22 protein-coding genes are annotated in these 25,980 nt (G+C 50.4%); 8 read left to right on the forward strand and 14 right to left on the reverse strand.

What is annotated here, in order from left to right; all coding sequences use genetic code 11:
• Positions 1-631: 631 nt before the first annotated feature.
• Complete coding sequence (locus tag M0R47_RS13085; protein ID WP_292555530.1) at positions 632-1,132, forward strand: helix-turn-helix domain-containing protein; 501 nt, start codon at positions 632-634, stop codon at positions 1,130-1,132.
• Positions 1,133-1,281: 149 nt separating this feature from the next.
• Here the strand turns inward: M0R47_RS13085 and M0R47_RS13090 are convergent, their stop codons facing one another.
• Positions 1,282-1,671 carry a hypothetical protein gene (locus M0R47_RS13090; protein ID WP_292555533.1) on the reverse strand — a complete coding sequence of 130 codons (390 nt, stop codon included), beginning with the start codon at positions 1,669-1,671 and terminating at the stop codon, positions 1,282-1,284.
• Between the two features lie 112 nt (positions 1,672-1,783).
• Between M0R47_RS13090 and M0R47_RS13095 the strand changes: the two genes are divergently transcribed.
• Both M0R47_RS13095 and M0R47_RS13100 read left to right on the forward strand, forming a co-directional pair.
• The gene (locus M0R47_RS13095) at positions 1,784-2,392 is read left to right on the forward strand and encodes a TetR/AcrR family transcriptional regulator (RefSeq protein ID WP_292555536.1); all 609 of its coding nucleotides are present in this window, start codon (positions 1,784-1,786) and stop codon (positions 2,390-2,392) included.
• Positions 2,389-3,021: a pyridoxamine 5'-phosphate oxidase family protein gene (locus M0R47_RS13100; RefSeq protein WP_292555539.1), complete on the forward strand. Its 633-nt coding sequence runs from the start codon at positions 2,389-2,391 to the stop codon at positions 3,019-3,021. Before M0R47_RS13095 ends, M0R47_RS13100 begins: the two co-directional genes overlap by 4 nt.
• 118 nt (positions 3,022-3,139) lie before the next feature.
• Here M0R47_RS13100 and M0R47_RS13105 read toward each other — a convergent pair whose 3' ends face one another.
• From M0R47_RS13105 to M0R47_RS13125, 5 genes are all read right to left on the reverse strand, one after another.
• Positions 3,140-3,478, reverse strand: coding sequence for a hypothetical protein (locus M0R47_RS13105; protein WP_292555542.1), 339 nt, complete (start codon positions 3,476-3,478; stop codon positions 3,140-3,142).
• Positions 3,479-4,079: 601 nt separating this feature from the next.
• A complete protein-coding gene (locus M0R47_RS13110) occupies positions 4,080-7,406 on the reverse strand; it encodes an efflux RND transporter permease subunit (RefSeq protein WP_292555545.1) in 3,327 nt (1,108 codons plus the stop codon).
• Positions 7,399-8,727, reverse strand: a complete 1,329-nt coding sequence (locus M0R47_RS13115; protein WP_292555547.1) for an efflux RND transporter periplasmic adaptor subunit — start codon at positions 8,725-8,727, stop codon at positions 7,399-7,401. Before M0R47_RS13115 ends, M0R47_RS13110 begins: the two co-directional genes overlap by 8 nt.
• A complete protein-coding gene (locus tag M0R47_RS13120) occupies positions 8,720-10,015 on the reverse strand; it encodes a TolC family protein (RefSeq protein WP_292555550.1) in 1,296 nt (431 codons plus the stop codon). Before M0R47_RS13120 ends, M0R47_RS13115 begins: the two co-directional genes overlap by 8 nt.
• Before the next feature lie 206 nt (positions 10,016-10,221).
• Positions 10,222-10,548: a hypothetical protein gene (locus M0R47_RS13125; RefSeq protein ID WP_292555553.1), complete on the reverse strand. Its 327-nt coding sequence runs from the start codon at positions 10,546-10,548 to the stop codon at positions 10,222-10,224.
• 444 nt (positions 10,549-10,992) lie between these two features.
• On the opposite strand from M0R47_RS13125, the gene M0R47_RS13130 reads away from it, so the two are divergent.
• Entirely contained in the window at positions 10,993-12,318 is a 1,326-nt protein-coding gene (locus M0R47_RS13130; protein WP_292555556.1) for a citrate synthase, read from the forward strand.
• Positions 12,319-12,363: 45 nt separating this feature from the next.
• On the opposite strand, the gene glk is transcribed toward M0R47_RS13130, so the two are convergent.
• From glk to M0R47_RS13150, 4 genes are all read right to left on the reverse strand, one after another.
• Positions 12,364-13,341, reverse strand: a complete 978-nt coding sequence (gene glk, locus M0R47_RS13135) for a glucokinase (RefSeq protein WP_292555559.1) — start codon at positions 13,339-13,341, stop codon at positions 12,364-12,366.
• Between the two features lie 530 nt (positions 13,342-13,871).
• On the reverse strand, positions 13,872-14,012 hold the full coding sequence (locus M0R47_RS13140) for a hypothetical protein (protein WP_292555562.1): 141 nt from the start codon (positions 14,010-14,012) through the stop codon (positions 13,872-13,874).
• Between the two features lie 428 nt (positions 14,013-14,440).
• A complete protein-coding gene (locus tag M0R47_RS13145; protein ID WP_292555565.1) occupies positions 14,441-15,412 on the reverse strand; it encodes an FAD-binding oxidoreductase in 972 nt (323 codons plus the stop codon).
• Between the two features lie 70 nt (positions 15,413-15,482).
• A complete protein-coding gene (locus M0R47_RS13150) occupies positions 15,483-15,851 on the reverse strand; it encodes a group 1 truncated hemoglobin (RefSeq protein ID WP_292555568.1) in 369 nt (122 codons plus the stop codon).
• 477 nt (positions 15,852-16,328) lie between these two features.
• Here M0R47_RS13150 and cmoA point away from each other — a divergent pair, with 477 nt between their 5' ends.
• The 3 genes from cmoA to M0R47_RS13165 all read left to right on the forward strand — a co-directional run bounded on the left by cmoA (position 16,329) and on the right by M0R47_RS13165 (position 18,021).
• Entirely contained in the window at positions 16,329-17,066 is a 738-nt protein-coding gene (cmoA, locus tag M0R47_RS13155) for a carboxy-S-adenosyl-L-methionine synthase CmoA (RefSeq protein ID WP_292555571.1), read from the forward strand.
• A gap of 22 nt (positions 17,067-17,088) precedes the next feature.
• Positions 17,089-17,637: a cytochrome b gene (locus M0R47_RS13160; protein WP_292555574.1), complete on the forward strand. Its 549-nt coding sequence runs from the start codon at positions 17,089-17,091 to the stop codon at positions 17,635-17,637.
• A 66-nt stretch (positions 17,638-17,703) separates the two neighbouring features.
• Positions 17,704-18,021, forward strand: coding sequence for a cupin domain-containing protein (locus M0R47_RS13165; protein ID WP_292555580.1), 318 nt, complete (start codon positions 17,704-17,706; stop codon positions 18,019-18,021).
• A gap of 30 nt (positions 18,022-18,051) precedes the next feature.
• Here M0R47_RS13165 and M0R47_RS13170 read toward each other — a convergent pair whose 3' ends face one another.
• Positions 18,052-19,680, reverse strand: coding sequence for an EAL domain-containing protein (locus M0R47_RS13170; RefSeq protein WP_292555582.1), 1,629 nt, complete (start codon positions 19,678-19,680; stop codon positions 18,052-18,054).
• Positions 19,681-19,695: 15 nt separating this feature from the next.
• Positions 19,696-19,926, reverse strand: a complete 231-nt coding sequence (locus M0R47_RS13175) for a hypothetical protein (protein WP_292555585.1) — start codon at positions 19,924-19,926, stop codon at positions 19,696-19,698.
• Positions 19,927-20,586: 660 nt separating this feature from the next.
• Between M0R47_RS13175 and M0R47_RS13180 the strand changes: the two genes are divergently transcribed.
• Positions 20,587-20,763, forward strand: a complete 177-nt coding sequence (locus M0R47_RS13180) for a hypothetical protein (RefSeq protein ID WP_292555588.1) — start codon at positions 20,587-20,589, stop codon at positions 20,761-20,763.
• Between the two features lie 241 nt (positions 20,764-21,004).
• On the opposite strand, the gene M0R47_RS13185 is transcribed toward M0R47_RS13180, so the two are convergent.
• Entirely contained in the window at positions 21,005-22,018 is a 1,014-nt protein-coding gene (locus M0R47_RS13185) for a dihydroorotate dehydrogenase-like protein (protein ID WP_292555590.1), read from the reverse strand.
• A complete protein-coding gene (gene nifJ / locus M0R47_RS13190; protein ID WP_292555592.1) occupies positions 22,011-25,685 on the reverse strand; it encodes a pyruvate:ferredoxin (flavodoxin) oxidoreductase in 3,675 nt (1,224 codons plus the stop codon). Before nifJ ends, M0R47_RS13185 begins: the two co-directional genes overlap by 8 nt.
• Between the last annotated feature and the right edge of the window lie 295 nt (positions 25,686-25,980).

A 25,980-nucleotide genomic window follows, 5' to 3' on the forward strand; every position in this document is an offset into this window, starting at 1 on the left:
CCGGAATTATAAAATCAGTCCAAATATCCTAAACTACCTGACAGGAACCGAGTAGTTACAGAAGCGCGCTTGTCGGCCTGAGCCAACCTAATATGGGGGCTTAGCCGACTACGTTGGAGTCTCGGATTAATTTTCCAATGGCCGGACTTCAATCTCATATTTGCGTTTATTTCGGATTAAAGTTTCATTAAACCACTGTATTTCGTACGAAATTACGCTTCAATACTTATTAACTCATCCTTCGTAACGGGCTACACTTCGATCCGCATAAGATAAAATCTGTCGAGTGCAGCCGGAATAAAGCCATGCTCCGAACACGTTCCCAGCGGGCTTTATTCCGGCGACAAGTAATCTCTGCTTTTGGTCAATAGTAATAAATGATTTCAGACGCGTTTATATTGAAATAGCAGTTCTGCTCAGGGCCATTAACCAGTCACCCTCTTATTGAAGCCCATAAAGGAGCTTTAATTTTCAATAGCAAACTCGGAAAAGGCAGAACGTGTTGTTTTTTCTCTACCGATTCAGATCGACGGAGAAAATGAGTGTTAACAACCTAGTCAGTCATGCTCAAACGACGCGATGAAGTGACGTATGGGTATGAGCATTGACTTTCACTCAGCGAGGTTCAGTCATGATAGCCAAATATAAAGTCAATTTGACCGACGAAGAAAAATGTCAGTTGGAAGCCTTGGTCCATAAAGGCAAAAGCGCGGCCCGTAGCCAAACGCGAGCCCGCATTCTATTAAAAGCAGCGGCCGGTGTTCACGATAAAGACATTATCCAGGCACTGGACGTGTCTCCTTCCATGGTGGCAAAAATCCGGCAACGATGCGCGGAAGAAGGCCCGGAAGCGGCACTGAAAGATCGTGATCGTCCCGGACAAGCCCCAAAGCTAACGGAAGAACAAGTCGCCCACATCATTGCCATCGCCTGCAGCGAAGCGCCGGAAGGACACGCGCACTGGACATTGCGGCTGCTGGCAAGCAAAGTGGTGGAACTGGACTATGCACCCTCCTGTAGCCATGAAATGATACGTCAGCTTTTAAAAAAACATTCCGAAACCCTGGCAGAAGCAGGCATGTTGTATTCCAGAAACCAGTACGGAGTGCGCGGCATCTATAAACGTACCTGATCATTACGAAGAACTCTAAAATCCGGCGCATCCATTGCGGATTTCGACGAAATCCCCGACAGCTGATTGCTGAAGTGCCCATGCTGCCGATTCCTGAGCAATGTTTCAACACAGACAGGGCGGAAATAGCCCTGTCTGTTCAAAATCAGCTATACAGCATAATCCAATAAGCTAATGCAAACCCAGCCAAAGCCTATTGTTGTGATAATAAAACTGATAGCCGAGTAGACTTTCCAGACTGTCTTTTCCCAAAAAGCAGGATCAAACGCCGCAACGACAAACACGCAAGGATTAGTAATGCCGCCAATCACCACCAGCCAGCAAGCCGTAACCGATAAAGGCACTTTAACGGCATAAAACCCCAGACAAAACAAAGCCATTAACGCAAAGTCGATATGCGCCCTGATCAGGGTTTTGTAATCGGCAAGGAATTCGCCATCAATGCCTTTGACAGGAAACCATCTTGCAAAAGTCATCAGCCACGCTGAAACCAACACAGCAAAAATCATCAACACAGCGCCAATTAATAATATTTCCATCGAATTATCTCATTTGTTATTTTATAAAAAATATACTGACTGCTCGGTATATTGACATCAAAGTATACCGACCGGTATAGTGACAATCAACCTGTTTTCTACGCCCTTCCCTATGTCGCTAACTCTTCAAGAAAAAATCCTGCAAGCCGCATCAGAGCTGTTTTATAGCCAAGGCATCCGGGCGACCGGCGTCGATGCGATTGCCAAAGCGGCGAACACCACCAAAATGAGCCTGTACAAATACTTCCCTTCCAAGGACGATTTGGTGCTTGCCTTTCTGCGCAAGCGCGATGAGGATTTCCGGGTCTGGTTTGCCGACCAGGTTAACGGCAGGGCCGACACGCCCAAGGCTAAGTTACTGGCGGTTTTCGACGTGATTGGCGAATGGATGGCTATTCCCGAATTTCGAGGTTGCGCTTTTATTAATGCCGCCGCCGAATTTTCGCTGGATGGCAACCCTGTGCATCAGGTGTCTGCCGAGTTTTATGAGCATTTTAGAAGCTATATTGCCGATCTGGCCGAACAATCCGGCTCAAGATCGCCGAAAACTCTGGCGCTGCAATTAAGCCTGCTGATCGAAGGCGCGATCGTTTCGGAACAGATGAAGCGCCATTCAGGCTCCGCCGAGCAAGCCAAGCAGGCCGCAATTATTCTTATCGAAAATAGCTTGAGAGATATTTCCTATACATCATCAACCCATAACTCCGGAGAGAAACAATGAGCGAATTTTTCCATGAAGGCAGCCGACAGCTGCAAGACCGTTTCGAGACCAGGCCGATGGCCGACCGTCTCGTCGAAGCCATAATCAACAACCAAATCAGCCCGGAAGACAAGGCGTTTATCGAAGAACAGAACATGTTTTTCTTCGCGACCGTCGATCGTGAAGGACGCCCGAGCTGTTCCTACAAAGGCGGCAGCGTCGGCTTGGTCAAGGTTATCGACGAACAGACCCTGGCTTTTCCGCTGTACGACGGCAGCGGCATGTATCTGTCGGCCGGCAATGTGCTGGTTAACGAGCAGGTCAGCCTGTTGTTCGTCGATTTTCAGCGCCAAGCCCGCCTGCGTTTCAACGGCAGCGCTTTTATACAGGACGATGATCCTTTGCAAAATCACTGGCCCGAAGCCCAAATGGTGTTGCGGATAAAATTGCGCGAAATGTTCCCCAACTGTCCGCGTTATATCCACAAAATGACGTTGGTCGAAGAATCGGCATTCGTTCCCAAGGAGCATTGCGAAACGCCGGTGCCTGCCTGGAAACGCCTGGAAGCCGTCGCAGACGTATTGCCGCCGCGCGACGCGCATCTGGCCGGTAACGAGCAGGATGCTGCCGCTGCTTTAAACCGCAATTAGGTTGAAACATTAAAAAACGGCTAAAAATAACAGTCTTGGAGACGCTTTAATCGTTTCTGATTCCGGTTTGTTCCATCAAGACTGTTTGTAGCCGCCTAAATTGCCATGATTTGAAGTGTTACATCTGGCGATGCATTCTTGCCATTTCCAGATTTTCCTCGGCGGCTTTTTCGTAGACGTCAACCAGCCTTTCACAATGCGCTTTAAAGTCCTGCGCCTGCTTACCGTAGCGATAGCTTTTTGATTGATAGTGACTAAACAGTTTCTTGTGTTCCTCCGCTTTAGCCCGCATTTCTCCCGCCACTTCCTCATAGTGTTTCGCCAATGCCTCATGATCTGCCTTGGTTTCCGCATTTTGCACGGCCATATCCATATTCATCGGATGCGGGTCCATTTCGGCGCATGCGGACACTAACCCAAAAATTAAAAGCAAGGTAAGCAGTAATTTTGTTTTCATGAGCTTATTCCCAAGTAGTTAAAACATTTAAGACATTATTTTTCAGTTAGTTAACTAAAAGATCAATAGGCATTGCTACCTATCAGGTTATTTAACTGAAGGCCTTATCACTAAAAACCAAACATTTTTGGGATTTATAACTCAGGGATTGGTAAACACCGGCCCCAACCAGCGATTTATTAACTCACGAACAGTACCATTTATATCCAATCAATAACTTAAACATTGTTTTTCACCCTTCATTCAATTTTACTTGCACAATGTGTATTAACATCTGATGTTACGCAGTTGTTCGGATTTAGACTGCATTAGCCTTTTGATTATTAAAGTGTCGCTACCGCGACGATTATTTGAATCGGGTTCTCGCACCCGAGGGCGAGATACTTTTCTTTGCTCCGCCAAAGAAAAGTATCCAAAAGAAAGGCGGCCCGGTTGCCGCTTGTGTCCTGCGCTCCTCGCTTTTGCCGAGGGTCGGCAGAAGGGGCTCCTGCCCCTCTGCCAACGTGCGGCCTCCCTGCCGCACCCCTAACGGGCTATTCCCGGCAAAAGCTCCGGTGCTCGGCGCGGCATACGGGGCAAAAAAAAACATCCGTGCGTAACATCAGTTAACATCTTGCTTTCGCTGTTCTTGAAACTGCAAAACCAGACTGTAGATGACCGGAAATACCAAAAGGCTCAATATCAACACAGTCAGCATGCCGCCCAACGCCGGGGCGGCGATGCGTTGGGTGACATCAGCCCCGGCGCCGGTGGCCCACATAATCGGAATCAAGCCGACGATATTGGCCAGCGAGGTAATCGCGACAGGCCGCACGCGCAAAGCTGTGGCGGCCTCGGTGGCGGCCCTGATTTCTGCGCCGGTCAAGAGCGCCTGTTTTTGCTGCCGCAGTTTATCAATTTCAATATCGATAAAACTCAACACCATAACGCCGGTTTCGGCCGCCGTACCGGCGAGCGCGATAAAGCCGACATAGACGCCAATCGACAGATTGAAGCCGAGCCAGTACACCAGCCAAATGCCGCCGATCAAGCTAAACGGGATGGCCAGCATGACAATGGCCGGTTCGGTGATATTGCGAAACGTGCTATACAACAACACAAAAATCAGCAGCAAGGTCAGCGGCAGAACCATTTGCAAGCGCTCTGCCGCGCGTTCCATATACTCAAACTGGCCTGACCAGGTGACGGCATAACCGGCGGGAATGGTGACGCGCTCCGCCAGTTTTTGTTTCGCCAGCGTAACAAAGCCGCCGATATCCGAGGTCTTGATATCGACATAGACCCAGGCATTGGGGCTGGCGTCTTCGGTTTTAATCACGTCCGTACCACGGGTAAAATTAATGTCGGCGACCAGCGTCAACGGTACCTGATTACCGGTCGGCGTGGGGATTAACACGCGCCGTAACGCCTCCAGGTTGTCGCGCATATCGCGCGGATAACGCAGGTTGACCGGATAACGCTCCCGCCCTTCAACAGTTTCGGTGATATTCATGCCGCCGATTGCGCTTTGAATAACATCCTGCACATCGCCGGTGGTCAAGCCGTAACGCGCCGCCGCTTCCCGGTTAATGTCAAAATCCAGGAAATAGCCGCCGACGGCCCGGTCCGCATAGGCCGACAGCGTTTCCGGCAGGGTTTTCATGGACTGCTCGATTTGCAGCGCCAGAGACTGCAAGACTTTCAGGTCGGGGCCGGAAACCTTGATGCCGACCGGCGTTTTGATGCCGGTAGACAGCATATCGATGCGGTTTTTGATCGGCATGGTCCAGGTATTGGCCAAGCCTGGAAAACGAACGGCCCTGTCCATTTCATCCATCAGTTGCCGGGTGGTTTTGTCCGGATCAGGCCACTGCGCTTGCGGCTTTAGCTGTACGGTGGTTTCCACCATCATCAGCGGAGCCGCGTCGGTTGCCGTTTCCGCCCTGCCGATCTTGCCGAACACCTGCTGCACTTCAGGAAATGTTTTCAAAATCTTGTCGGTCTGTTGCAAGAGTTCCTTGGCTTTGGTGATTGAAATGCCCGGAAACGTGGTCGGCATATATAAAAGATCGCCTTCATACAGCGGCGGCATGAATTCGCTGCCAATATTGGACAATGGATATAGTGTTGACGCCATTAACAGCGCAGCCAGTATTATCGTCATCGCCCGCCAGCGCATCGCCAGCCTTAAAACGGGCGCGTGAAGAAAATGCAAAAAGCGGTTGATCGGATTTTTGTGTTCGGGAATGATCTTGCCGCGGATAAAGTACCCCATCAACACCGGCACCAGCGTGACAGTCAATATTGCAGCCGCCGCCATTGCGTAGGATTTGGTAAACGCCAGCGGACTGAACAGGCGGCCTTCTTGCGCCTGCATGGTGATGATCGGCAGGAAAGAAACGGTAATGACCAGCAGCGAAAAAAACAGGCCGGGACCCACTTCCCTGGACGCGTTGCCAATGGCTTGCCAGCGTTCTTTTGCAGTTAGCTCCACGGAAGCTCCTTCTCCCTCAGGGAGAAGGTTGGGATGAGGGGCGTTAAACAAGCTTTTTCCCTTATTTGAATTTTCCCTCGGCAACTGCTCCCTGCGTTGCTCTACCTCCTGCATCCTTGCAGTCGTCACCCAACCCTCTCCCTCTGGAGAGGGCTCTAAGCTGTCTAGGACGCTCTTGCGCTTTTTCTCAATAGCCTCAGCCAAATGCTTATGGGCATTTTCAACCATCACCACCGCCCCGTCGACCATATCGCCTATCGCCAGCGCAATGCCGCCCAGCGACATGATATTGGCGTTGATGCCCTGCCATTTCATGACAATAAAAGCCATTAAAACACCCAGCGGCAAGGTGATGATAATCACCAACGACGAGCGCAAATGCAGCAGAAACAAGGCGACCAGGGCGCAGACAATGACCAGTTCCTGGATCAGCGCGGAATTGAGCGTGTCGACGGCGCGTTCGATCAAGCTGCCCCGGTCGTAAACGGTGACGATCTCCACCCCTTCCGGCAAACCTTTTTTTAGTTCATCCAGCTTTTTCCGCACATCCTTGATAGTCTGCTGGGCATTTTCGCCAAAGCGCATGATTACTACGCCGCCTGCCACTTCGCCTTCGCCATTCAGTTCGGTCACGCCCCGGCGCAGTTCCGGGCCGATCTGGATATGGGCGACATCCTGCAAGCGTATCGGTGTGCCGTTGACATCGACGCCGACCGGGATGGTTTTCAGGTCGGCGACGGATTTGATATAGCCCAGGCCCCTGACCATATATTCGGTTTCGCCCATTTCGAACAAACGGCCGCCGACATCGTTATTGGATCGTTTGATCGCGTTGATAACGGTAGACAAGGGAATCTGGTACGCCTGCAACACATTAGGATCGACCTCCACCTGGTATTGCTTGACGTAGCCGCCCATGGAAGCGACTTCGGACACCCCGGAAACGGTTTGCAGCGGATAGCGCAAATACCAGTCCTGAATCGAGCGCAGCTGCGCCAGATCGTGCTTGCCGCTTTTGTCCACCAGCGCATATTCGTAAATCCAGCCTACGCCGGTGGCGTCTGGGCCTAAGGTCGGCGTGATGCCTTGCGGCAACCGGCCTTTTACATAATTGAGATATTCCAGCACCCGCGACCTGGCCCAGTAGATATCGGTGCCGTCTTCAAAAATGACATAGACGAACGACAGGCCGAAGAAAGAATAGCCGCGCACCACTTTGGCATGAGGCACGGCCAGCATCGCGGTGGTTAACGGATAGGTGACCTGGTCTTCGACAACCTGCGGCGACTGGTCCGCATAATCGGTGAACACGATGACCTGCACATCGGACAAATCCGGTATCGCATCCAGCGGCATGGTTTTAAAGGACCAAAACCCGGCTACAGCAATAATAATAGCGCCCAGCAGCACCATGAAACGGTCTTTCAATGAACTGTCGATGATCGCGCTAATCATGTTGATGCTCCCCCTGCTCCATGATCAGGCGGCTCGGCTCCGGCTGTTGCGGCGTTGAGGGTTCCATCATCTTTGCAGTGGCTTCGCGCAGCTTCGATTCGGAATCGATTAAAAACTGCGCGGAGGTGACGACCTCTTCGCCTTCTTTCAGTCCTTCAAGCACGGCAATCTCGTCATTGGATGCTAAGCCGGTGGTAATCGGGCGGGGCTCAAACTTGCCCGCATCGCGCACGACAAAGACCTGGCTTTTCGCGCCTGAGCGTATGACCGCTTCGGACGGAATCACCAGCGCATCGACCTGTTTACCGGCATAGATGGTTACTTGGGCAAACAGTTCGGGCTTTAACAATAATTCTGCGTTATCAAATACCAGCCGCACCTTGATGGTTCGGGTTTTTGCTTCGGCATAAGGGTAAATAAAAGCCAGGTGGCCGTGAAAAATGCGTCCCGGAACGCCGGCCAGTTGCATTTCAACCGGGTCGCCCACTTTGACCCAAGGCAGTTCGTATTCGTAAATATCCGCGTAAACCCAAACTTTGGATAAATCGGCGATCATGTACAGCTCGGTTTCGGGCGTCACATATTGCCCTTCGCGAGCGCCGATCTGTATGACAATGCCGTCCGTCGGCGTATGAATATGCAGGCTTTTTCTGACGTTTTGGCTATGGGTCAGATCGTGCAATTGATGTGCGGGGACATCCAGCAGTTTTAAGCGTTCACGCGCGCTGTTGACCAGTTCTTCCGCACCGTGGCGGATGTCTTCAATCGGGCTTTTTTCCAGCACTTTAAGATTGTTTAAGGCCAGAATATATTCCTGCTGGGTCGCAACCAGTTGCGGCGAATAAATGCTCAGTAAATCCTCATCTTTCTTGACCCGCTCACCGGTTTTATCGACGCGCAGGGTTTCAATCCAGCCTTCGGTTTTGGGATGCAAGCGTACGATACGTTCTTCGTCATAAGCCACACGGCCGACGGCTCGAACGGTATGGGAAAGCAGGGTCTTTTTTGCCGTAGCGGTGCGCACCCCCATGTTTTGCACAGTAACGGCATCGATTTTAACGCTGCCTGCGGTTTCATCAGCACCGGCATTATCCTCTGCATAAACCGGCACGTAGTCCATGCCCATCTCATCTTTAGCCGGAACCGGCGAGGTAACAGCCGGATTCATCGGGCTTCGGTAAAACAGCGGCTTTTTATCGTCGGGTAAAACGGGCCGGGACTGCTCTTTAATCGCTGGCTCCGGCTTGGATGCAAGCAGATAGCCTAAGCCGGCACCTAAAACCAGCATTAACACTGAGGTAATGATTAACTGCCTATTCATAAATTTCCTCCTTACCGACAGCCGAACTTAACTGAGCCAACGCTTGATTGGCTTCGGTAAAGGCTTTCCAATACTGGGTCTCGTATTCGAACAAGGTAATCTGGCTGCGCACCAGGTTCAGGAAATCGACCTTGTTGACCTGATAACCGGCCAGCATCGAAGCAACGGTTTGCCTGGCTTGCGGCACGATGCCGGTCTCAAACAGCACAACCTGGTCTTTGGCGCGCCGGTAGTCGTTATAGCCTTGCGAAATTTGCGCGCGGACCTTGTTCCACTGATCTTGCAGGGCGTATTTTTCCTGCATTAACTCGCTGGTACGCTGATCAACTGCCTTGGCCTGTTTTTGCGCGGCGAAGATCGGCACATTCATGCTCAGGTTCAAACTTAACAGATCGGCCCGCCTGTCGCCGGAAGGCATATCGTCTCTGGCACCGTATGAAGCGCCCAGATTAAAATCAGGCAGCACGTCTTTTTTGGCCAGTTCCAAGCGGGATTGCGCGGCATTGATGCCTTGGCGGTTGCCTTCCAGTACGGCTCTCGAAGCTTCCGCCTGTTGATAAAGCTGGGTTTCCTGCTGAATGGCCGGCAGTTGCGAGTCAATCTTGTCCGGTAAACGGACCTCTTCGTTGGCCGGTTTATCCAGCAGCGCGTTCAGGCTGGCGGCGGCGTTACGGCGCGAAGCTTTCAGCATCAATTGCTGATCCAGCAATTTGGATAATTCCAGTTGCGCCAGCAAGACATCCTGCTGCAAGCCTTCGCCGACTTCATACTTGCTTCTTGCGATCTGAACAAACTGCTGCAACAGCGCATGGTTGTTGTCAACAATCCCGAGCGCCCTGTCCAGGTAAAAGATCAGCCACCAGGTCGATTTAACTTCGCTCAGCAGCCGCCAGCGTACTTCGGTAGCGTTTTGCGTTGCGGCTTCCGCTTCAAAAGCCGCGGCTTGTTCACGCAAACCGAGCTTGCCCGGAAAGGGGAAGGATTGCGAGATACCGACGCCCAATTGCGTCATATCTTCCTGCCGGGTATTAAAGGTATTAACCGGCAGGCTCATCGCATTGATGCTGATTTCAGGGTCGGGCAAAGCGCCCATTTGCGACGGAATGGCAGCCATCGCTTGAGCCCTGGCCTGCATCTGCGCCAAGTCGGGATTATCCCGAACGGCCTGTTCGATTGCAGATTTTAATGTTAATACCTCCTTGATTACCGGCTGTTCATCTGCAAATACGCAGACGGAAAGCAGCAGCATGCTCAAGCAAAAGCACTTGAAAATAATTTGTGGTGACATAGGTCCTCCAACACTCGTTATAAAGTCCGTAAAACGGAGATGTTATGTTGAGTCCGCGTAGGGCGTTTCCCGAGGATGCTTGCGTCCTCAGCGTTTAAAAGGGCAAAAAACTTACCTGCCTTACGACGGTTAGAGTGCGATTAAATAGGCGCGGCCAGGAAAGTAAGTAGCTACCCTGTAAACCGAGCGTTCATCACACCCTAGATTTAGAGGCTATTAATAGGCGGCCTTATTTCCGGGGAAAATGAGAGGGAACGGGAAACGGACTTTTCCCAATGTTCATAGCGATGCGCGCTATAGGCCTGGGTCAATACAAAAGCGGCGGCAACTCCTCCGTCGCCACAAACGTGAAAAGTACAACTCCCGCTTGCATGGCATTCTGCTTTAAATTCGTCCTGATGACGGCAATGATCGGAATCATCCGCGTCATTGACTGTGTCGTTTTGTCCCAAAGACAGTTCCGCAGACAGTGAACCCGAATAATAGCCAAGCGCCGACCAAACCGGCGTAATGACCATTATGAGTATTAACAATAATAAAAATCGCTGTCTAAGCATTATCTGGCTGTGCCGGGGTTTACTGTTTACTGGCATTCATCGTAATTATTAAAGCGGATAAAAACAAGCCCTGCATTAATGTTATTAAGCGCCGCTTGCGTCTGACCGGCTCCGTTCGACAACATTCCGGCCGGGCGGTGTTGCCGAAAAATGTTGAAGACTCGGCGTCAGCGAAGCGGCGCCAAGGCCTGTGGCATTACCCAGCCAAGTCGCGAATATGCGTTTACAGTAGACTTGCGGCGCCGAAGCTGGATAATACAGATATGGCTCGTTCCCAAGCTCAAGCATTGGAAGTGCAGAATAAGCTCGCATGTCGGGAAGCGGGAGCTTCCAAGAGGGTGTTCCCATGCCGAAACTTGGGAACCAGCAGATAAATAAAATTAGCTGATGGTCGTGCCACCAACTTTGGAGATTGATCAAATGACCGATAAATTAACAGAACTGCCCCCGGCCCTATTGACGCTGGGCGATAAAAGCTACTCATTGCCTGCTTTCATTGGCGTTGAGGGCGAAAAAGCCATCGATATCTCCAAACTGCGCAGTCAAAGCCATTACGTGACTTTGGATGAAGGCTATGGCAACACCGCCAGCTGCGAGAGCGCCATTACCTATATTGATGGCGAAAAAGGCATACTTCGCTATCGCGGTTATCCGATTGAGGAATTGGCCGAGCATTCGCGTTTTGTTGAAGTCGCTTATTTACTGCTGAACGGCGAACTGCCCAACAGCCGGCAATTATTGGATTTTTCGACCAGCCTGAACGAGTCTTCGATTATTCACGAAGACATGCACCATTTTTTCAACGGTTTTCCGCGCGGCTCGCATCCCATGGGTATTTTGGCGACCATGGTGGCATCACTATCTACGTTCTACCCTATTCCCGATCGGCTCGATGCTGCGACAGAGCAGCAAATTGTTGTCAATTTGATCTCCCAGGTACGCACTATCGCGGCTTTCTCCTACAAGAAATCGATTGGCGAACCGCTCATTTACCCGTCCTACAAGCTTAAGTATGTGCGCAATTTCCTGAATATGATGTTTTCGTCGCCGGTGCGCGATTACCAGTTGGATGAAGATATCGTCAGAGCCATCGATATATTCCTCATCCTGCATGCCGATCATGAGCAAAATTGCAGCACCTCTTCGGTGCGCACCGCAGGCTCAAGCATGGCGAATGTGTATGCGGTCGCTTCGGCAGGCATTTCGGCGCTGTGGGGACCGCGTCATGGCGGGGCCAATCAGCAAGTGATACAGATGCTTGAACAAATCCATGCCGACGGCGGTGACGGCACTGAATTTATCAATCAGGCAAAAGATAAAAACTCACCCAGCCGGCTGATGGGTTTCGGCCATCGCGTCTATAAGAACTTTGATCCCCGCGCGATGATATTAAAAAAGCAGTGCGACAAATTGCTCGATAAGTCCGGGGCCAAAGATCCCCTGTTCGATATTGCCCGGAGACTGGAAGAAATTGCCTTAAAGGACGACTATTTCATCTCCCGGAAACTGTATCCCAATGTCGATTTTTATTCCGGGCTGATTCTCCGCGCCGCAGGCATCCCCACCAATATGTTCACGGTATTATTTGCTATCGGCCGAATGCCCGGCTGGATGGCGCACTGGCGGGAAATGCTGCACAGCAAGCAGGTGATTATCGCCCGCCCTCGTCAGATTTATGTGGGTGAACCCTTGCGCCACTATGTGGATGTGGAGCAACGGAACGGCCTTGATGCCGCGGATAAATGATGAGAATCAACCGGCGGTAATTTACGTCGTCGATATTAACTGTTTTTACAGATCAAAATAGTTAATAGCGCCGATTAAAGGCGTACGCGGATTTAATGACAATTTCACCGAAATCTTATCGAGCAACGGAAGAAAACGGCCTTTTGCTTTAAATGAGCGGATAAAATTGCCGTCCTGCATAGCGGGCAATATTTTTGGGCTTATCCCTCCGCCGATAAAAACGCCACCGATGGCAAGCGACTTTAACGCCAGGTTGCCTGTTTCAGCGCCATAGAGTTCAACAAAAAGCCGGACGACTTCGACGCATAACGGATCTTTACCGGAGACCCCGAGTTCGGAAATCACGGCATTCCGGTCGACAACGTCGCTGCTGATATCGGGAACCTCCGGGCAAGGCGGCGCAAAACCCTGCTCGCAGAGAAAATCGTACAAGTGGCTGAAACCGATACCCGACAGGATGCGCTCGTAACTGACATGATCGGGGTAGATTTTTCTTAGATACGCCAACAGTTGGTCATGCTGGGCATTTTGGGCCGCAAGATCGCTGTGTCCGCCTTCGGTAGCCATTGGATAATGTTTATTGCCGTCCCAATAAAGAATCGCTTCGCCCAAACCGGTTCCTGCCGCTATGACAGCAATATTGCCTGACTGAACTTCCGCATTAGGGTTGAGCTCTACCAGATCCTGTTCGGGCAGATATAGCATGCCCAGCGCCATAGCTTCCAGATCATTAAGAAGCTTTACTTTAGAGGTGCCCAGTTTTATTTTCAGTGCGGCCCCATCCAGCAGCCACGGCAAATTTGTGGTGTGGCAACGTTGGTTGACGACCGGGCCGGCAATACCAAAACACGCTGCCTGAATATTGGCGCCAGCGGGTAAAAAGTCCGTTAAAACGTCATCAAATTCCGGGAATAACTGGCTTGAATAGGTTTGCTCCTGCAAGCATACCAGCGAGCCGTTAGCATCTCTGGTTAAAATGGACAATACCGTTTTTGTTCCGCCTATATCTCCGGCTAATATCATAATTTTCCCTCTCATTGGTGTTAAGCGGATACGCCAAAGCATCGATAATGCCAGGCTAATGAAACCCTTTCATGACTGTTAATTGCAGCCAGCCAATTATTACTGCGCCCCAATGATATCCGTTAACAAACTATCGTCAATATGTAGGGATGCGTTTTCATGAAAAATAGATACGCTTGCTTTTAAAGCTTTCACCGTTAATCGGCGCAATGATTGATGTGTTGCTTGAAACTTTGCTTACCCTGGGTTGTAACCGAGTGCCTCGGCAGCAGGGCTGTTTTTATTTTGGAGATGATGCTGACTTCGATATTTCATCGATTTGGCTTGGGCTTGAATGATCGGGTTCAATGCGAGACGGCTTAAAGTGCAAAGCCCCGTAACCGTATTCTTGGTCAATGTTCCGGCGAATTGCGGTTCCTGGTTTATCTTGTGAAGTCTTTCGGTTATAAAAAACACCCGGATATCATCAGCAGCTGGCGGTTAAGGCATTACTAATGCGCGTAATGCCAGGGAGACTTCTCACCACGAACTTAACCTTGCCGCGGGAAATGCCGATGATAGTTTTGCTGGAAAAACAGGCTATTTGCCAGTAACACAAAAAGCTGGAAAAACGCCGCGCCCGCTATCGCCAAAAAAGAAACCAGTAAGATTAATATTCTGATAATTTTCATAATTATTGACTCCACTGTTTAATTAATTTGAACGCAAATAGTCCTCCCGATAAATAAGCAAAACAAGTGATTTGACCATTAATTAACCCTAAAGAAGTTAATCTTTTCAGTATCTTGGACCGTAACCCAACCTGTCAGTTGTTAGTCTGCAACAAGTAGTTTGCTGTTGGCTTTAGCCGTCAGGGAGGTGCTGGGTATTAGCTTTGCATAGCGTTAAACAAACAGCTGAATTTCGGCAGCTTGGCATGCCTTTTTGTGTAAAAGCAACAGAATAACCGGCCGCTGATCAGCAAGAAATTTTTTGCTTGAATACGATCATGTCGCCGGCAATAACCGCAACGACTGCCGATTGGCTTATAGCCAATGAAACCCAACGGCGCTGATTACACAGCGCCGTACAGGGCAATAATCGTGATGAGCGGCATTGCTCATGCCGGTGTCGACAAAAAAGCATCGGCGTAAATATCGGCTGATGCGGCGCCTTTGAGGAAGGTCATTTTTTTCATTTGATTGACCATTTCCGGATGACCGCAGAGAAATACGCGCCAGCCTTTTAGGTCGTTAAGCGAAGCCAACGCAACCTCGTTGACGCGCCCGCAAGAAAATTCTTCAGGAACATGGTGGCCTGAGATGCAAGGGATATAATGAAAGTTTTCGTGCTCTTTGCTAAGTTGGCGCATCTCATCGATCCGGTAGAGATCTTCAACTTCACGGCTGCCATGAAACAGATAAATGGGGCCGCTATGACCATGCGCAAGTGCATCGGTCAGAATACCCGCCAGTGGCGCCAAGCCTGTTCCGGTCCCTACCAGAAGGATGCCTTGGTCGCGCCTTTCGGGCAGGTAAAAACAATGCCCGCGCGGTTCTGATACGGCAATGCTATCCCCTACCTTGATTTCATCATGTAGCCACTCGCTAAACCTGCCGTTTGGCAAGCGGCGAATATGAAATTCCACAGTATTGGATTCTTTAGGGGTGTTGGCAATCGAATAGCTGCGCGTTAATCCATCCGGCCTTTGTAAATTAACATATTGCCCGGCGTTAAATTCGAATGCATCCTTAAAAGCTATGATCAGTAGCAGCGTATTTCTATTGAGCATTTCGTTGGCAACAACCTTTCCTTCGGTATAAAACTCCGATTGATCCGGCAGCTTAACGATCATGTCCTGTTCCGGACGGCACAGGCAAGCCAAAAAATAATTCTGCTTTTTCAGGGTATTCTTTAACCCGGCCTGAGCGGCTTCCGGCGGGAGAGCATCGAGACTGCGCACCATGCAGCTATGACAGGTGCCTTTTTTACAGGCATAGGGAATATTAATCTCTTCGCGCAATAACGTCTCAAGCACTGTTTCATCCGGCTGGCAAGCATACGCGTGGTCTTCAATCGTTAGTTTATACATGGCTCTACCGTTAAGTCCGGCTCCATGATGTTTGCGTAAAAACAAACATCATGGAGTCATGTGATTATATTTATCTGCCCAGGACATCGTTACGCGTGGTTTCACAAATTGCCACCACTTCGGCAATCTGTTCTTGCGGGACGTTTAACTCTTCCAACGTTGCGCCCAGATTTTCCACAACCGCGTCGAAGTGGCTATCATCCAGGCCCATCTTCACAAGATGCGCATGGCCTTTACGCATGTCTTCCCCGGTATAGTTGTGAGGACCGCCAAATGCCATAGTCAAAAAAGCTTTTTGTTTCGCCGCTTGTTTTTCCATGTCAACGTTGTCGAAAAAGCGGTTGATGCGGTTGTCATTCAGAACCTTGCGGTAAAAAATATCAACGGCGGCATTGACTGCCGGTTCTCCGCCTATTCTTTCGTAAAGAGATGTGCTCATGCTTGCTTCCCATTGTTTATAAGTTTTATTGCTGCCTTCGTTGTTACAAGGCCGGTTTGTAGCCAATACGGTTGGCGACGGGAAAAGCATAGCAATTTAATGTGACTTATACAACTTAAATGCGTTAAAACTTATCTTTGTTGCGCCTGCTAACCAAGAATAACTGTCTGTGCTTTAGAAAGCATCAGCAATCTATGTTCCACTAAAAGCGAATTTTGGGATTCAAGTTTATTTTTCATAAGTCCGTAACACGATTTGGAATAATATATACGTGGCTCGCTGTTTACATCGCTGATAATTTCGCCAGGGTTGAGCTGCTGGAAACTTAAGCTTGCAGACAATCCGGCTCAACATAAAATACCGGTCATAGCCGCTGCAATACTAATTGCTATTTTTGCGTTTTCTAAAGAAAACTGCGTTCCTTAACTCGATGAGATAGCCGGATCCATTAACAACATCATGATAAAGAGCAAATCAATGACTCAGCAAGATCGAATTTTTCAACAAATCAATCAGGTGGAAGATTTCACCTTTGATGAACGCGTTGCCTCCGTATTTGATAACATGGTCGCCAGGAGCGTGCCTTTTTATAGTGAAATTCAGCGCCTACAGTCAGATTTAATCATGGCGTTTTTACCGGAACAGGACGGTGTGGTCTGTGATCTCGGCTGCTCAACGGGAACCACCCTCGAACACATTATAAATCACCCTCAATGCCCCAAAACGGCCAAGTTTGTCGGTTATGATAATTCCGAAGCCATGCTGGACAAGGCGCGCGCCAAATTATCAACCGCTCTTGCAGAAGAAAGAGTGTCTCTGCTGACCGCTGACTTGAGTGATTTACCCGCGTTACCGGCCTGTAACGTGGTGATTCTAAACTGGACCTTGCAGTTTGTGCGTCCGATTGACCGGGAACATTTGCTTAAAAATATTCATACTGCACTGAAGCCGGGCGGCGTACTGCTTTTATCGGAAAAGATTTTAAGCAATGATGCCGGCTTGAATCGTCTTTATATTGATCATTATCTGCAATTTAAAAAGTCGCAAAGCGGATATACCGACGCTGAAAATCAGCGCAAACGCGAAGCGCTGGAAAATGTGCTGATTCCTTACCGGCTGGATGAAAACTACCTTTTACTGGAGCGGGCCGGTTTCAAGCGTATCGATACTTACTTTCGCTGGCTTAACTTTGCCTGCCTGATTGCCGTCAAATAATTTTATTTTCAGGAACAACACGATGAACTGGCGCAACAACACAGACCGTTACGGGTCAATTTCTATCAGTCTTCATTGGATAATGCTGCTACTGCTCATAGCTGTATTTGCATGCATTGAATTGCGCGGAATTTTCCCCAAAGGGAGCGATCCTCGCGAAGCAATGAAAATCTGGCACTACATGCTTGGCTTATCCGTGCTTGCTCTGGTCTCGCTACGCCTGGCAGTGCACATCATTGGCCCCAGTCCTGATATTGAGCCGAATCCGCCAAAGTGGCAGAAGCTATTCGCCAGAGTCATGCATTTGGCGCTCTACGTATTCATGATCGGAATGCCGTTGGCAGGATGGCTGATGCTCAGCGCTGCGGGGAAGCCGATACCGTTTTTCGGATTGCATCTACCGGCGCTCATCAGCGAAAACGAGCCCTTGGCGAAATTGATCAAAGAGGTACATAAAACCGCCGGCACAGTCGGTTACTTTCTCATCGGCTTGCATGCCGCTGCCGCACTGTTTCATCATTACATTGTAAAAGACAATACGCTCCGGCGGATGCTTCCCGGCCAGGATTGATTTATAAGATTGCACGAACCAGCGGCTCAATGGCCAGTCTTTAGACGTGATGAATGGAGAAAGAAAATGAATAAAGAAACAATGCAAAACCAACTGATTGCTTTGGTCAATTATCAACAGGGAGCGGTGGTCAGCAAAACCATCATCGACAAAGATACAGGGACGGTGACTTTATTTGCGTTTGCCATGGGCCAAGGGCTAAGTGAACATACAGCGCCTTTTGACGCTTTGGTTCAGGTTCTTGATGGCGAGGTGGAAATCAAGATTTCCGGGACACCATTCCATCTGAAGCAAGGCGAAATAATTATAATACCGGCCCATGAACCGCACGCCTTAAAAGCCGTCAGTGATTTTAAAATGTTGCTGACCATGATCAGATCATAGGGCACCGTCCAGTCGCTTAACTGCCTTAAGTTAAATCCGGTTACCATTCCTTTGGTGACTCAATAAGTCGGCAAAATTTTTCGCCGGCAAGGGTGGGCTTGCGATAAACCCCTGATAAATGTCGCAACCGGTTTGACGTAAAAAATCCAACTGTTCCGTGGTTTCCACGCCTTCTGCCAGCACTTTGAAACCTAAGGTATGCCCCATCGCCACGATAGTCGCGGCAATTTCCATATCGTCAGTATTAAAGGGAATCTCAGTAATGAAGCTCTTGTCGATTTTCAGCACATCCAGCGAAAATCGTTTGAGATAAGCCAACGACGAATACCCTGTGCCAAAATCGTCAATGGCAAGATGTATGCCTTGTTCATGCAAGTTGTTGAGAATAGCCATCGTTTTGTCCTGATTTTCCATCAATCCGCTTTCGGTTATTTCCAGTTCCAGTTGCCCTGCCGGAAAATGGGTTTCGGCCAGCACCTTTGCAGCCAAGGCGCTGATGTCGCTACGTTGGAACTGGTGTGGGGAAACATTGACCGCCATGGTTAACAACGGCAACTCCATATCCAGCCACAACCGGCCTTGCCGGCAGGCTTCCCGCAGCACCCATTCGCCAATCTCTACAATCAAACTGGTTTCTTCGGCGATAGGGATAAAGCAGGAGGGTCGAATGAGGCCATCAATAGGATCTTGCCAATGCACTAATGCCTCGGCACCGATAATACGGCCGCTGACAATGTCAATTTGCGGCTGGTAAAATACGCGCAGTTCCTGTTGCTGAACCGCCCGGCGTAAGCGGTTTTCCATTTCAATGCGCCTACGGGCGGAAGTCGTCAGGTCTTCGGAAAAATAGGCAAAACAGCCACGCCCGTTATCTTTGGCGTGATACAACGCGGTGTCAGCGTAATCCAATAATATTTCATAGCTGTCGCCGTGCTGAGGATACAGGCTGATGCCAATGCTGGCGCCTATCCGTACATCGTCACTTTGAGTCAGTTTAAAAGGTTTGCTTAAATCCTTGATAATTTTTTCAGCGACCCGCGCGGCATCGTCCGGGTGGGGAATATCTTCCAGCAACACGATAAACTCATCGCCTCCCAAACGGGCCACCATGTCGACATCGCGCAACCGGTTTTTGATTCTTTCAGCGACCTGCTGAAGCAACTCGTCACCCGCTAAATGTCCCAAGTTGTCGTTGACGGCTTTAAAACGGTCCAGATCGAGCATCAGCAAGGCCAATTGTTTGCCTTCGCGGCGTTCCACGTCAATGCTGTGCTTCAAGCGTTCCTGTAACAGCCGACGGTTAGGAAGCTTGGTAAGCAAATCATAAAAGGCCAGTTGTTTGATCTCCTCTTCTGCTGACTTGCGTTCGGTAATGTCGCGCAGGGCGATGACGTAGCCGGGGCGTCCGTCCCATTCCAGCGGCGCAGAACGCATTTCCGCCCAGGCGATTCCTTGCGGACGGATCAGGTTAATGTCCTGATAATTGTTTTTATCAGGATTAACCGGAATTGCCAACGATTGACCCGTTAGCGGGCTGCGTGCCAGCAGGGTTTCGGCTGCTTGGTTGGCATACAGTACGACGCCCTGACTATCGACCACCAAAACGCCGTCGGTGATCGTGTTGAGGATAAGGTCAAGCTTGGAAAGTTGGGTAGCCATAATCGGCAGGTCTGCTTAAATGATGAAGTTTTGCATGCCGATTCCTTCCGCTTGGGTGACAAGGGCTGCGATGACGGAAGGCATCCGAGACCGATCGCCGAGCAGTTTCAGTACCGGTTCCGGCGTATCGTTCACTGGCATCGGCAGCGCAAGCTCATATTTCCAAAGCGCTTTCCCGGCATGCCCAAACGCCGACAACACCGAAAATCCAAGGCGCGGACTCGCAAAAGTTGGCGAACAAAGCAATAATCTGCCCGCCTTGGCTGCGGGTTTCGCTGTTCAACGACACCTCATGAGCTAGAACCCATTTATACGGCGTTTCATGGTATCGCTAAAGTAGTCCTCATCCGCATGCGCCACAACCCGCTTTATTCTTAACCTGTTGGCGAGGTACCCACGCACGACACTGGGCTGGCTTGAGTTTGTTGGAGGCGGTGTATTCATCATTAGGAAAGGTCATAATGAGTCTCCACAGTGTTGAGCTTAAGTGATTATCAGACGCGGAGGACTGTGAGTCTGTGCGCTACCGCACATTGAAAAGCTCGGCCAAAAGATCATCACTGACTGGCATTATCGCTTTGCAAATCGCGGAAAGCAGGATGCCCTGGTTTGTCAGCTAGACTTCCCTGATTCCTGACTACTAAATGGGTAAATAATCGTTCGAGACGATTTTTCTCGACAACCGCGCCTCTATTCCGTTCAAATAGATATTGTACCGTTTCACCATCCGCACTATGTCGAAAACAGACAGCCCAATTACAGCCCAGTGTTATCCTGCTTCAGCTTCTGTTCAGCAAGTACAGCGCATTTTGACCATGGCTTGCATAATTAATGCTCCTCATGCCGGAAAGTTTATTTGTAATGCACTAAATTTGTATATCAGTCTGCGAGACAGGAAGGTGAAAGATGGTTAACCAAAATTTCGATTCGGATAGTGATATTTTCGCGCCCATGAATCAGGCTTTTGACAACGGTAATTTTTATGGCCTGGAATATGTTCTTGACGAGTTGGTTAGTGAAAAACCGACCTCTGCAAATAAAACTGCGATGGATTGGTTTGGCGCTACCGATTATTTCTCTTAAAGCTTTTAAGTTTCTAAGTCATGCTCCAATCCGTGATTCAAGCAGTTTTAGAGTTGATAATTTTTGGAGTGTAAACTAGCGCTCGAAATTTGCCGCTTCAGTTATCTGCATAAGCTTAAAAATAAGGCTCTTTATAGTGAATTTTGGCGCTTTTTGCTGGAAATTTTTCAATGCTTTTTGACACACTACCCAGCCTTTAAAGTTTGAACAAGGGTGCGCAAAAAACGCACCCTAACAAAGATTACCTTAACACCCCCGCCGGACTGGAATAACTATCCAGCACCTGCACATAATTAGCACGCTCATAAGCACTGGGATCGATGGCGTGCTGCTGGCTGACGCTGCCTTTTAGCTGGCTGACCGATGCATATTCATGCTCGGCCAGCCATTGCTCCATTTCAGCCAGTATGACAGCTAAACGGCCTGTGCCATGCTGTAGCAATACGCTGCAAAGATGCACCACATCGGCTCCGGCTAACAGCGCTTTCAGCACATCCTGCGACTGATGAAAACCGCCGGTTACCGCAAGCGATAGTTTGGTCCGTCCGTACAGCAACGCTGTCCAGCGTATGCGCAATAAAGCTTCCGCTGAAGATGACAGTTCCAGTTTCGGCACCACTTCCAGCGTTTCCAAATCAATATCGGGCTGGTAAAAACGGTTGAATAACGCTATGCCATTAGCTCCGGCGGCTTCCAGGCGTTTGGCAAAATGGATCGGCGAACTGAACTGCGAAGAAAGCTTCATGACAATCGGTACGCTGACCTGTTCTTTCAATTCCTGCAAGATGTCCAGGTAACGGTTTTCGACAGTCTCGCCGCTTTCATCGCTATTGGCCGCCAGATGATAGATATTCAGCTCCAACGCGTCGGCGCCCGCCTGTTGCAGTTGCTTGCCGTACTCGACCCAGCCGCTTAATGACGTGCCGTTCAAGCTGGCGATGACCGGAATCGCCAGCGCGGACTTGAGTGCTTGCAGATGTTCCAGATACGTTTCCTGATAAGTCTGTATGTTATCCGGCATCGGATGAAACGAATCCGATTCATTATGGCCTATCGACTGGTTATAAAAAAAACGTTCCATTTGATGCTCTTCGGTTTCGATCTTTTCCTCGAACAACGAATACATCACCAGCGCCGATGCGCCTGCGTCTTCCAGCCTGCGCGCGGTGTCCATATCCCTGCTCAAAGGCGACGCCGACGGCACCAAGGGATTAGCCAGTTTCAGTCCTAAGTAATCAGTCGTTAAATCAACCATTGTCGGTCTCCTTGGCGCTTTCGCTTTTAAGTTGGGCTTTCACCGCTGAAACACTGGTCGACTCATTCCATTCCAGCTCAGACAGTTGCTTGTAATAGTGATAGCGGTTTTTCACATCCTGCTGCGCTTGTTCCAAAAAGCGTTCTGCGTCTTCAGGATGCGTTTGCCACAACATGCTGAAGCGGGTTTCGGTTTTGACGAAATCGCGGTAAGGAATCGACGGTTCCGCAGAGTCCAGATGCATCGGGTTCTTGCCCTGTTTGATTTTGTCGGGACTGAACCTGAATAACGGCCAGTGGCCGCTTTTCACCGCCAGGCTTTGCTGCCTGTGATTGTTGGACATATCCACGCCGTGCGCGATACAAGGCGCATAAGCGATGATAATGGACGGACCGTCATGGGCTTCAGCTTCCAAAAATGCACTCAGGGTTTGGGTATCTTTACCGGCATAAGCGACATGGGCGACATACACATTGTTGTAATCCATCGCCAGCAATGCCAAGTCTTTTTTAGCCGTCGCTTTGCCGCTTGCAGAGAACTTTGCCACGGCGCCTAACGGGGTCGCTTTTGAGGTTTGACCGCCGGTATTAGAGTAAACCTCGGTATCCAGAACCAGGATGTTGACGTTACGCCCACTCGCCAGGACATGGTCGAGACCGCCATAACCGATATCGTAAGCCCAGCCGTCGCCGCCGATAATCCAGACGCTTTTCTTGCACAAGCTGTCCGCTAACTGCTGCAATGTTTTGGCTGCCTGCCCGGCCAAAGACGGAAGTTGTTCCTTGAGTGCGGCAACCCGCTCGCGCTGTTCGTAAATTCCCGCTTCGTCAGACTGGTCGGCGTTCAGAATCGCATCGACCAATTCGCCGTCTAACTGATCGCGCAATGAAGCCAGCAATTCCTTGGCGTATTCGTTCTGCTTGTCGAGAGCGATGCGCATGCCCAAACCAAATTCGGCATTGTCCTCGAACAATGAATTGCTCCATGCAGGCCCGCGGCCTTCGGCGTTTTTGGTCCACGGCGTGGTCGGCAAATTGCCGCCGTAGATCGAGGAACATCCGGTCGCATTGGCGACCACCATGCGGTCGCCGAACAATTGCGACGCCAGCTTGATGTACGGCGTTTCGCCGCAACCCACGCAAGCGCCGGAAAACTCGAACAACGGCTGCAATACCATCGAACCTTTGATGGTGTTGGTTTTCAACAGCCTGCGGTCGTATTCGGGGATAGCCAGGAAGAAATCCCAGTTTTCGCGCTCCGCTTCGCGCAGCGGCGCTTGAGGGTGCATATTGACAGCTTTGCGGCTAACGTTGGATTTGTCCCGGCTCGGGCAGATATCGACGCACAGCGTACAGCCGGTGCAGTCTTCCGGCGCAACCTGATAGGTGATTTCAAGACCTTGCGGAAAATCCTTGCCCAGCATCGGCGCATGCTTGAAAGCGGCTGGCGCGTTTGCCAACGCTTCGGTCGGATAAATTTTACTGCGAATGACCGAATGCGGACAAACCATGACGCATTTGCCGCATTGAATGCACAAGTCGGCTTCCCAAACCGGGATTTCCAGCGCCAGATTGCGTTTTTCATAAGCCGCCGTGCCGGTTGGGAAGGTGCCGTCAACCGGCATTGCACTGACCGGCAAGGCATCGCCTCGACCGGCAATAATTTCGCCGGTTACCCGTTTAATGAAATCGGGTGCGGCGTTGGGCATCCGCGATTGAATAACGGATGCGGCGGCGACTTCAGTCGCCGATTGTTCCGCAAGGTGACTGAAGTCGCCGCCGCATTGAGGGACTGCCTGTAAATTAGCCAAGGTTTCATCGATAGCCTTGAAATTCAGCTCGACGATATGGCGGCCTTTTTTGCCGTAGGTTTTTTCGACCGCATGTTTAATCGCGTCAATCGCCTGCTCTTGCGGCAACACGCCGGAAATCGCAAAAAAACAGGTCTGCATAATGGTGTTGATGCGCCTGCCCATGCCGCTTTTTTCGGCGACCGCATAACCGTCGATCACATAAAAACGGATTTTTTTGGCTATCATTTGCTGCTGCATTCTGGCGGGCAGCGATTCCCAAACCTTGTCGGCTGGCTCCGGCGAGTTCAGTAAAAATACCGCGTTTTCCGCCGCGTTGGCGAGCATGTCGTAGCGTTCCAGAAAGATGGTCTGGTGGCAGCCGATGAAGTTGGCGTCGTTTTCGGCAATCAGGTAAGTCGAGCGTATCGGCTTAGGCCCGAAGCGCAAATGCGAGACGGTGATCGCGCCGGATTTTTTCGAATCGTAAACGAAATAACCCTGGGCGTACCAATCGGTCGCTTCGCCGATAATTTTGATGGTGTTTTTATTGGCGCTGACCGTGCCGTCGCTGCCCAAGCCGTAAAACATGGCTTGAAAGGTATCGGCATGGGCATCGGTGCGATAAGCCGAATCCCACTCCAGGCTGGTGTGGGTGACATCGTCGTGGATGCCAATGGTGAAATGGTTTTTCGGTTGCGGTTTTTTCAACTCATCATAAACCGCCTTGATCATGCCGGGCGTAAACTCCTTGGAAGACAATCCGTATCGGCCGCCAACCACTTTCGGCATTTGCGAAAACCTGGCCGCATCGCTGCTAAAATCCTGCGCCAGCGCGCCAAGCACGTCCTTATACAGCGGCTCGCCATCCGAGCCCGGCTCTTTGGTGCGGTCCAGCACCGCTATTTTGCGGCAGGCCGAAGGCAGCGCCGCCAACAAGCTGGCAGCATCGAAAGGCCGGTATAAGCGCACTTTAAGCAAGCCGACCGACTCGCCCTGACGGTTGAGATAATCGATCGTTTCGGCGACGGCCTCTGCGCCCGATCCCATCATGACGATGACGCGCTCGGCTTCCGGCGAACCGATATATTCAAACAGGCGATAACTGCGGCCGGTCAGCGTGGCAAACCGGTCCATTGCGCCCTGCACTATCTGGGGCATCGCCTGATAATAGGCATTGACCGATTCCCTGGCCTGGAAATACACATCGGGATTCTGCGCCGTGCCGCGCAGTACCGGGTTATCGGGCGACAAGGCTCTGCGCCGGTGCGCCAGCACCCACTCTTCATCGATCATTGCCCGTAGGATGTCATCGTCCAGCATAAAGATTTTGTCAATTTCATGCGAAGTCCTGAAGCCGTCGAAAAAATGCATCAGCGGAATGCGGCCTTCCAGCGCTGCGGCATGGGCGATCAGCGCAAAGTCCATGACTTCCTGCGGCGAATTGGAACACAGCATACCGAAACCAGTCATGCGCGCCGACATCACATCGCTGTGGTCGCCGAAAATCGACAAGCCCTGGCAAGCCAGTGAGCGGGCGGCGATATGGAACACCGTCGGCGTCAATTCACCGGCGATTTTGTACATATTGGGCAGCATCAGCAGCAAGCCCTGGGAGGCAGTAAATGTCGTCGCCATCGATCCGGCCTGCAATGCGCCGTGAATGGCTCCGGCGGCGCCTGCCTCGCTTTGCATTTCGATAACCTGCGGCACCGTACCCCATAAATTAACCTGTCCGCGCGACGACCATTCATCCGCCCATTCGCCCATGTTAGACGACGGCGTTATCGGGTAAATCGCGATGACTTCGTTGAGCTTATGGGCTACCGTGGCGGCAGCCTGGTTTCCATCGATTGTAAGTGCTTGCTGGTTTTGCATTAGAAACCCTCAGGAAAAAAATTTAACCGCCATAGCTTGGAGGTTGCGTATTGACTGACAGTACAGAATATAAGGATTGAAAACAACCCCAATCAATTGTGATAACAAAAACAAGCGGTGAATGGACGGCTTGTTTTTGTTATACATCCCATACCCGTCAATTACTGATACTTAGTGCCTGAAAGAAAACTCGCTTTTTTTCATGATTCTGCCAACTCACTGAGCCTAACTCCAGCCATTTTTCGGCGCAGGTCAGTCAATTTCCTCTTTTGGTGGTGCTCAATGGTGCAAATCC

This window comes from Methylobacter sp., from assembly GCF_023227905.1.
Classification (GTDB): Bacteria; Pseudomonadota; Gammaproteobacteria; order Methylococcales; family Methylomonadaceae; genus Methylobacter_A.

What these genes read in the sequence shown, in the direction of transcription:
- M0R47_RS13090 (WP_292555533.1), bottom strand. Translation starts at nt 1,671, where the DNA reads ATGGAAATATTATTAATTGGCGCTGTGTTGATGATTTTTGCTGTGTTG.
- M0R47_RS13100 (WP_292555539.1), top strand. Translation starts at nt 2,389, where the DNA reads ATGAGCGAATTTTTCCATGAAGGCAGCCGACAGCTGCAAGACCGTTTC.
- M0R47_RS13160 (WP_292555574.1), top strand. Translation starts at nt 17,089, where the DNA reads ATGAACTGGCGCAACAACACAGACCGTTACGGGTCAATTTCTATCAGT.
- M0R47_RS13105 (WP_292555542.1), bottom strand. Translation starts at nt 3,478, where the DNA reads ATGAAAACAAAATTACTGCTTACCTTGCTTTTAATTTTTGGGTTAGTG.
- M0R47_RS13115 (WP_292555547.1), bottom strand. Translation starts at nt 8,727, where the DNA reads ATGAATAGGCAGTTAATCATTACCTCAGTGTTAATGCTGGTTTTAGGT.
- M0R47_RS13170 (WP_292555582.1), bottom strand. Translation starts at nt 19,680, where the DNA reads ATGGCTACCCAACTTTCCAAGCTTGACCTTATCCTCAACACGATCACC.
- cmoA (WP_292555571.1), top strand. Translation starts at nt 16,329, where the DNA reads ATGACTCAGCAAGATCGAATTTTTCAACAAATCAATCAGGTGGAAGAT.
- M0R47_RS13110 (WP_292555545.1), bottom strand. Translation starts at nt 7,406, where the DNA reads ATGATTAGCGCGATCATCGACAGTTCATTGAAAGACCGTTTCATGGTG.
- M0R47_RS13140 (WP_292555562.1), bottom strand. Translation starts at nt 14,012, where the DNA reads ATGAAAATTATCAGAATATTAATCTTACTGGTTTCTTTTTTGGCGATA.
- M0R47_RS13130 (WP_292555556.1), top strand. Translation starts at nt 10,993, where the DNA reads ATGACCGATAAATTAACAGAACTGCCCCCGGCCCTATTGACGCTGGGC.
- M0R47_RS13150 (WP_292555568.1), bottom strand. Translation starts at nt 15,851, where the DNA reads ATGAGCACATCTCTTTACGAAAGAATAGGCGGAGAACCGGCAGTCAAT.
- M0R47_RS13185 (WP_292555590.1), bottom strand. Translation starts at nt 22,018, where the DNA reads ATGGTTGATTTAACGACTGATTACTTAGGACTGAAACTGGCTAATCCC.
- M0R47_RS13180 (WP_292555588.1), top strand. Translation starts at nt 20,587, where the DNA reads ATGGTTAACCAAAATTTCGATTCGGATAGTGATATTTTCGCGCCCATG.
- M0R47_RS13120 (WP_292555550.1), bottom strand. Translation starts at nt 10,015, where the DNA reads ATGTCACCACAAATTATTTTCAAGTGCTTTTGCTTGAGCATGCTGCTG.
- M0R47_RS13145 (WP_292555565.1), bottom strand. Translation starts at nt 15,412, where the DNA reads ATGTATAAACTAACGATTGAAGACCACGCGTATGCTTGCCAGCCGGAT.
- M0R47_RS13095 (WP_292555536.1), top strand. Translation starts at nt 1,784, where the DNA reads ATGTCGCTAACTCTTCAAGAAAAAATCCTGCAAGCCGCATCAGAGCTG.
- glk (WP_292555559.1), bottom strand. Translation starts at nt 13,341, where the DNA reads ATGATATTAGCCGGAGATATAGGCGGAACAAAAACGGTATTGTCCATT.
- nifJ (WP_292555592.1), bottom strand. Translation starts at nt 25,685, where the DNA reads ATGCAAAACCAGCAAGCACTTACAATCGATGGAAACCAGGCTGCCGCC.
- M0R47_RS13165 (WP_292555580.1), top strand. Translation starts at nt 17,704, where the DNA reads ATGAATAAAGAAACAATGCAAAACCAACTGATTGCTTTGGTCAATTAT.
- M0R47_RS13085 (WP_292555530.1), top strand. Translation starts at nt 632, where the DNA reads ATGATAGCCAAATATAAAGTCAATTTGACCGACGAAGAAAAATGTCAG.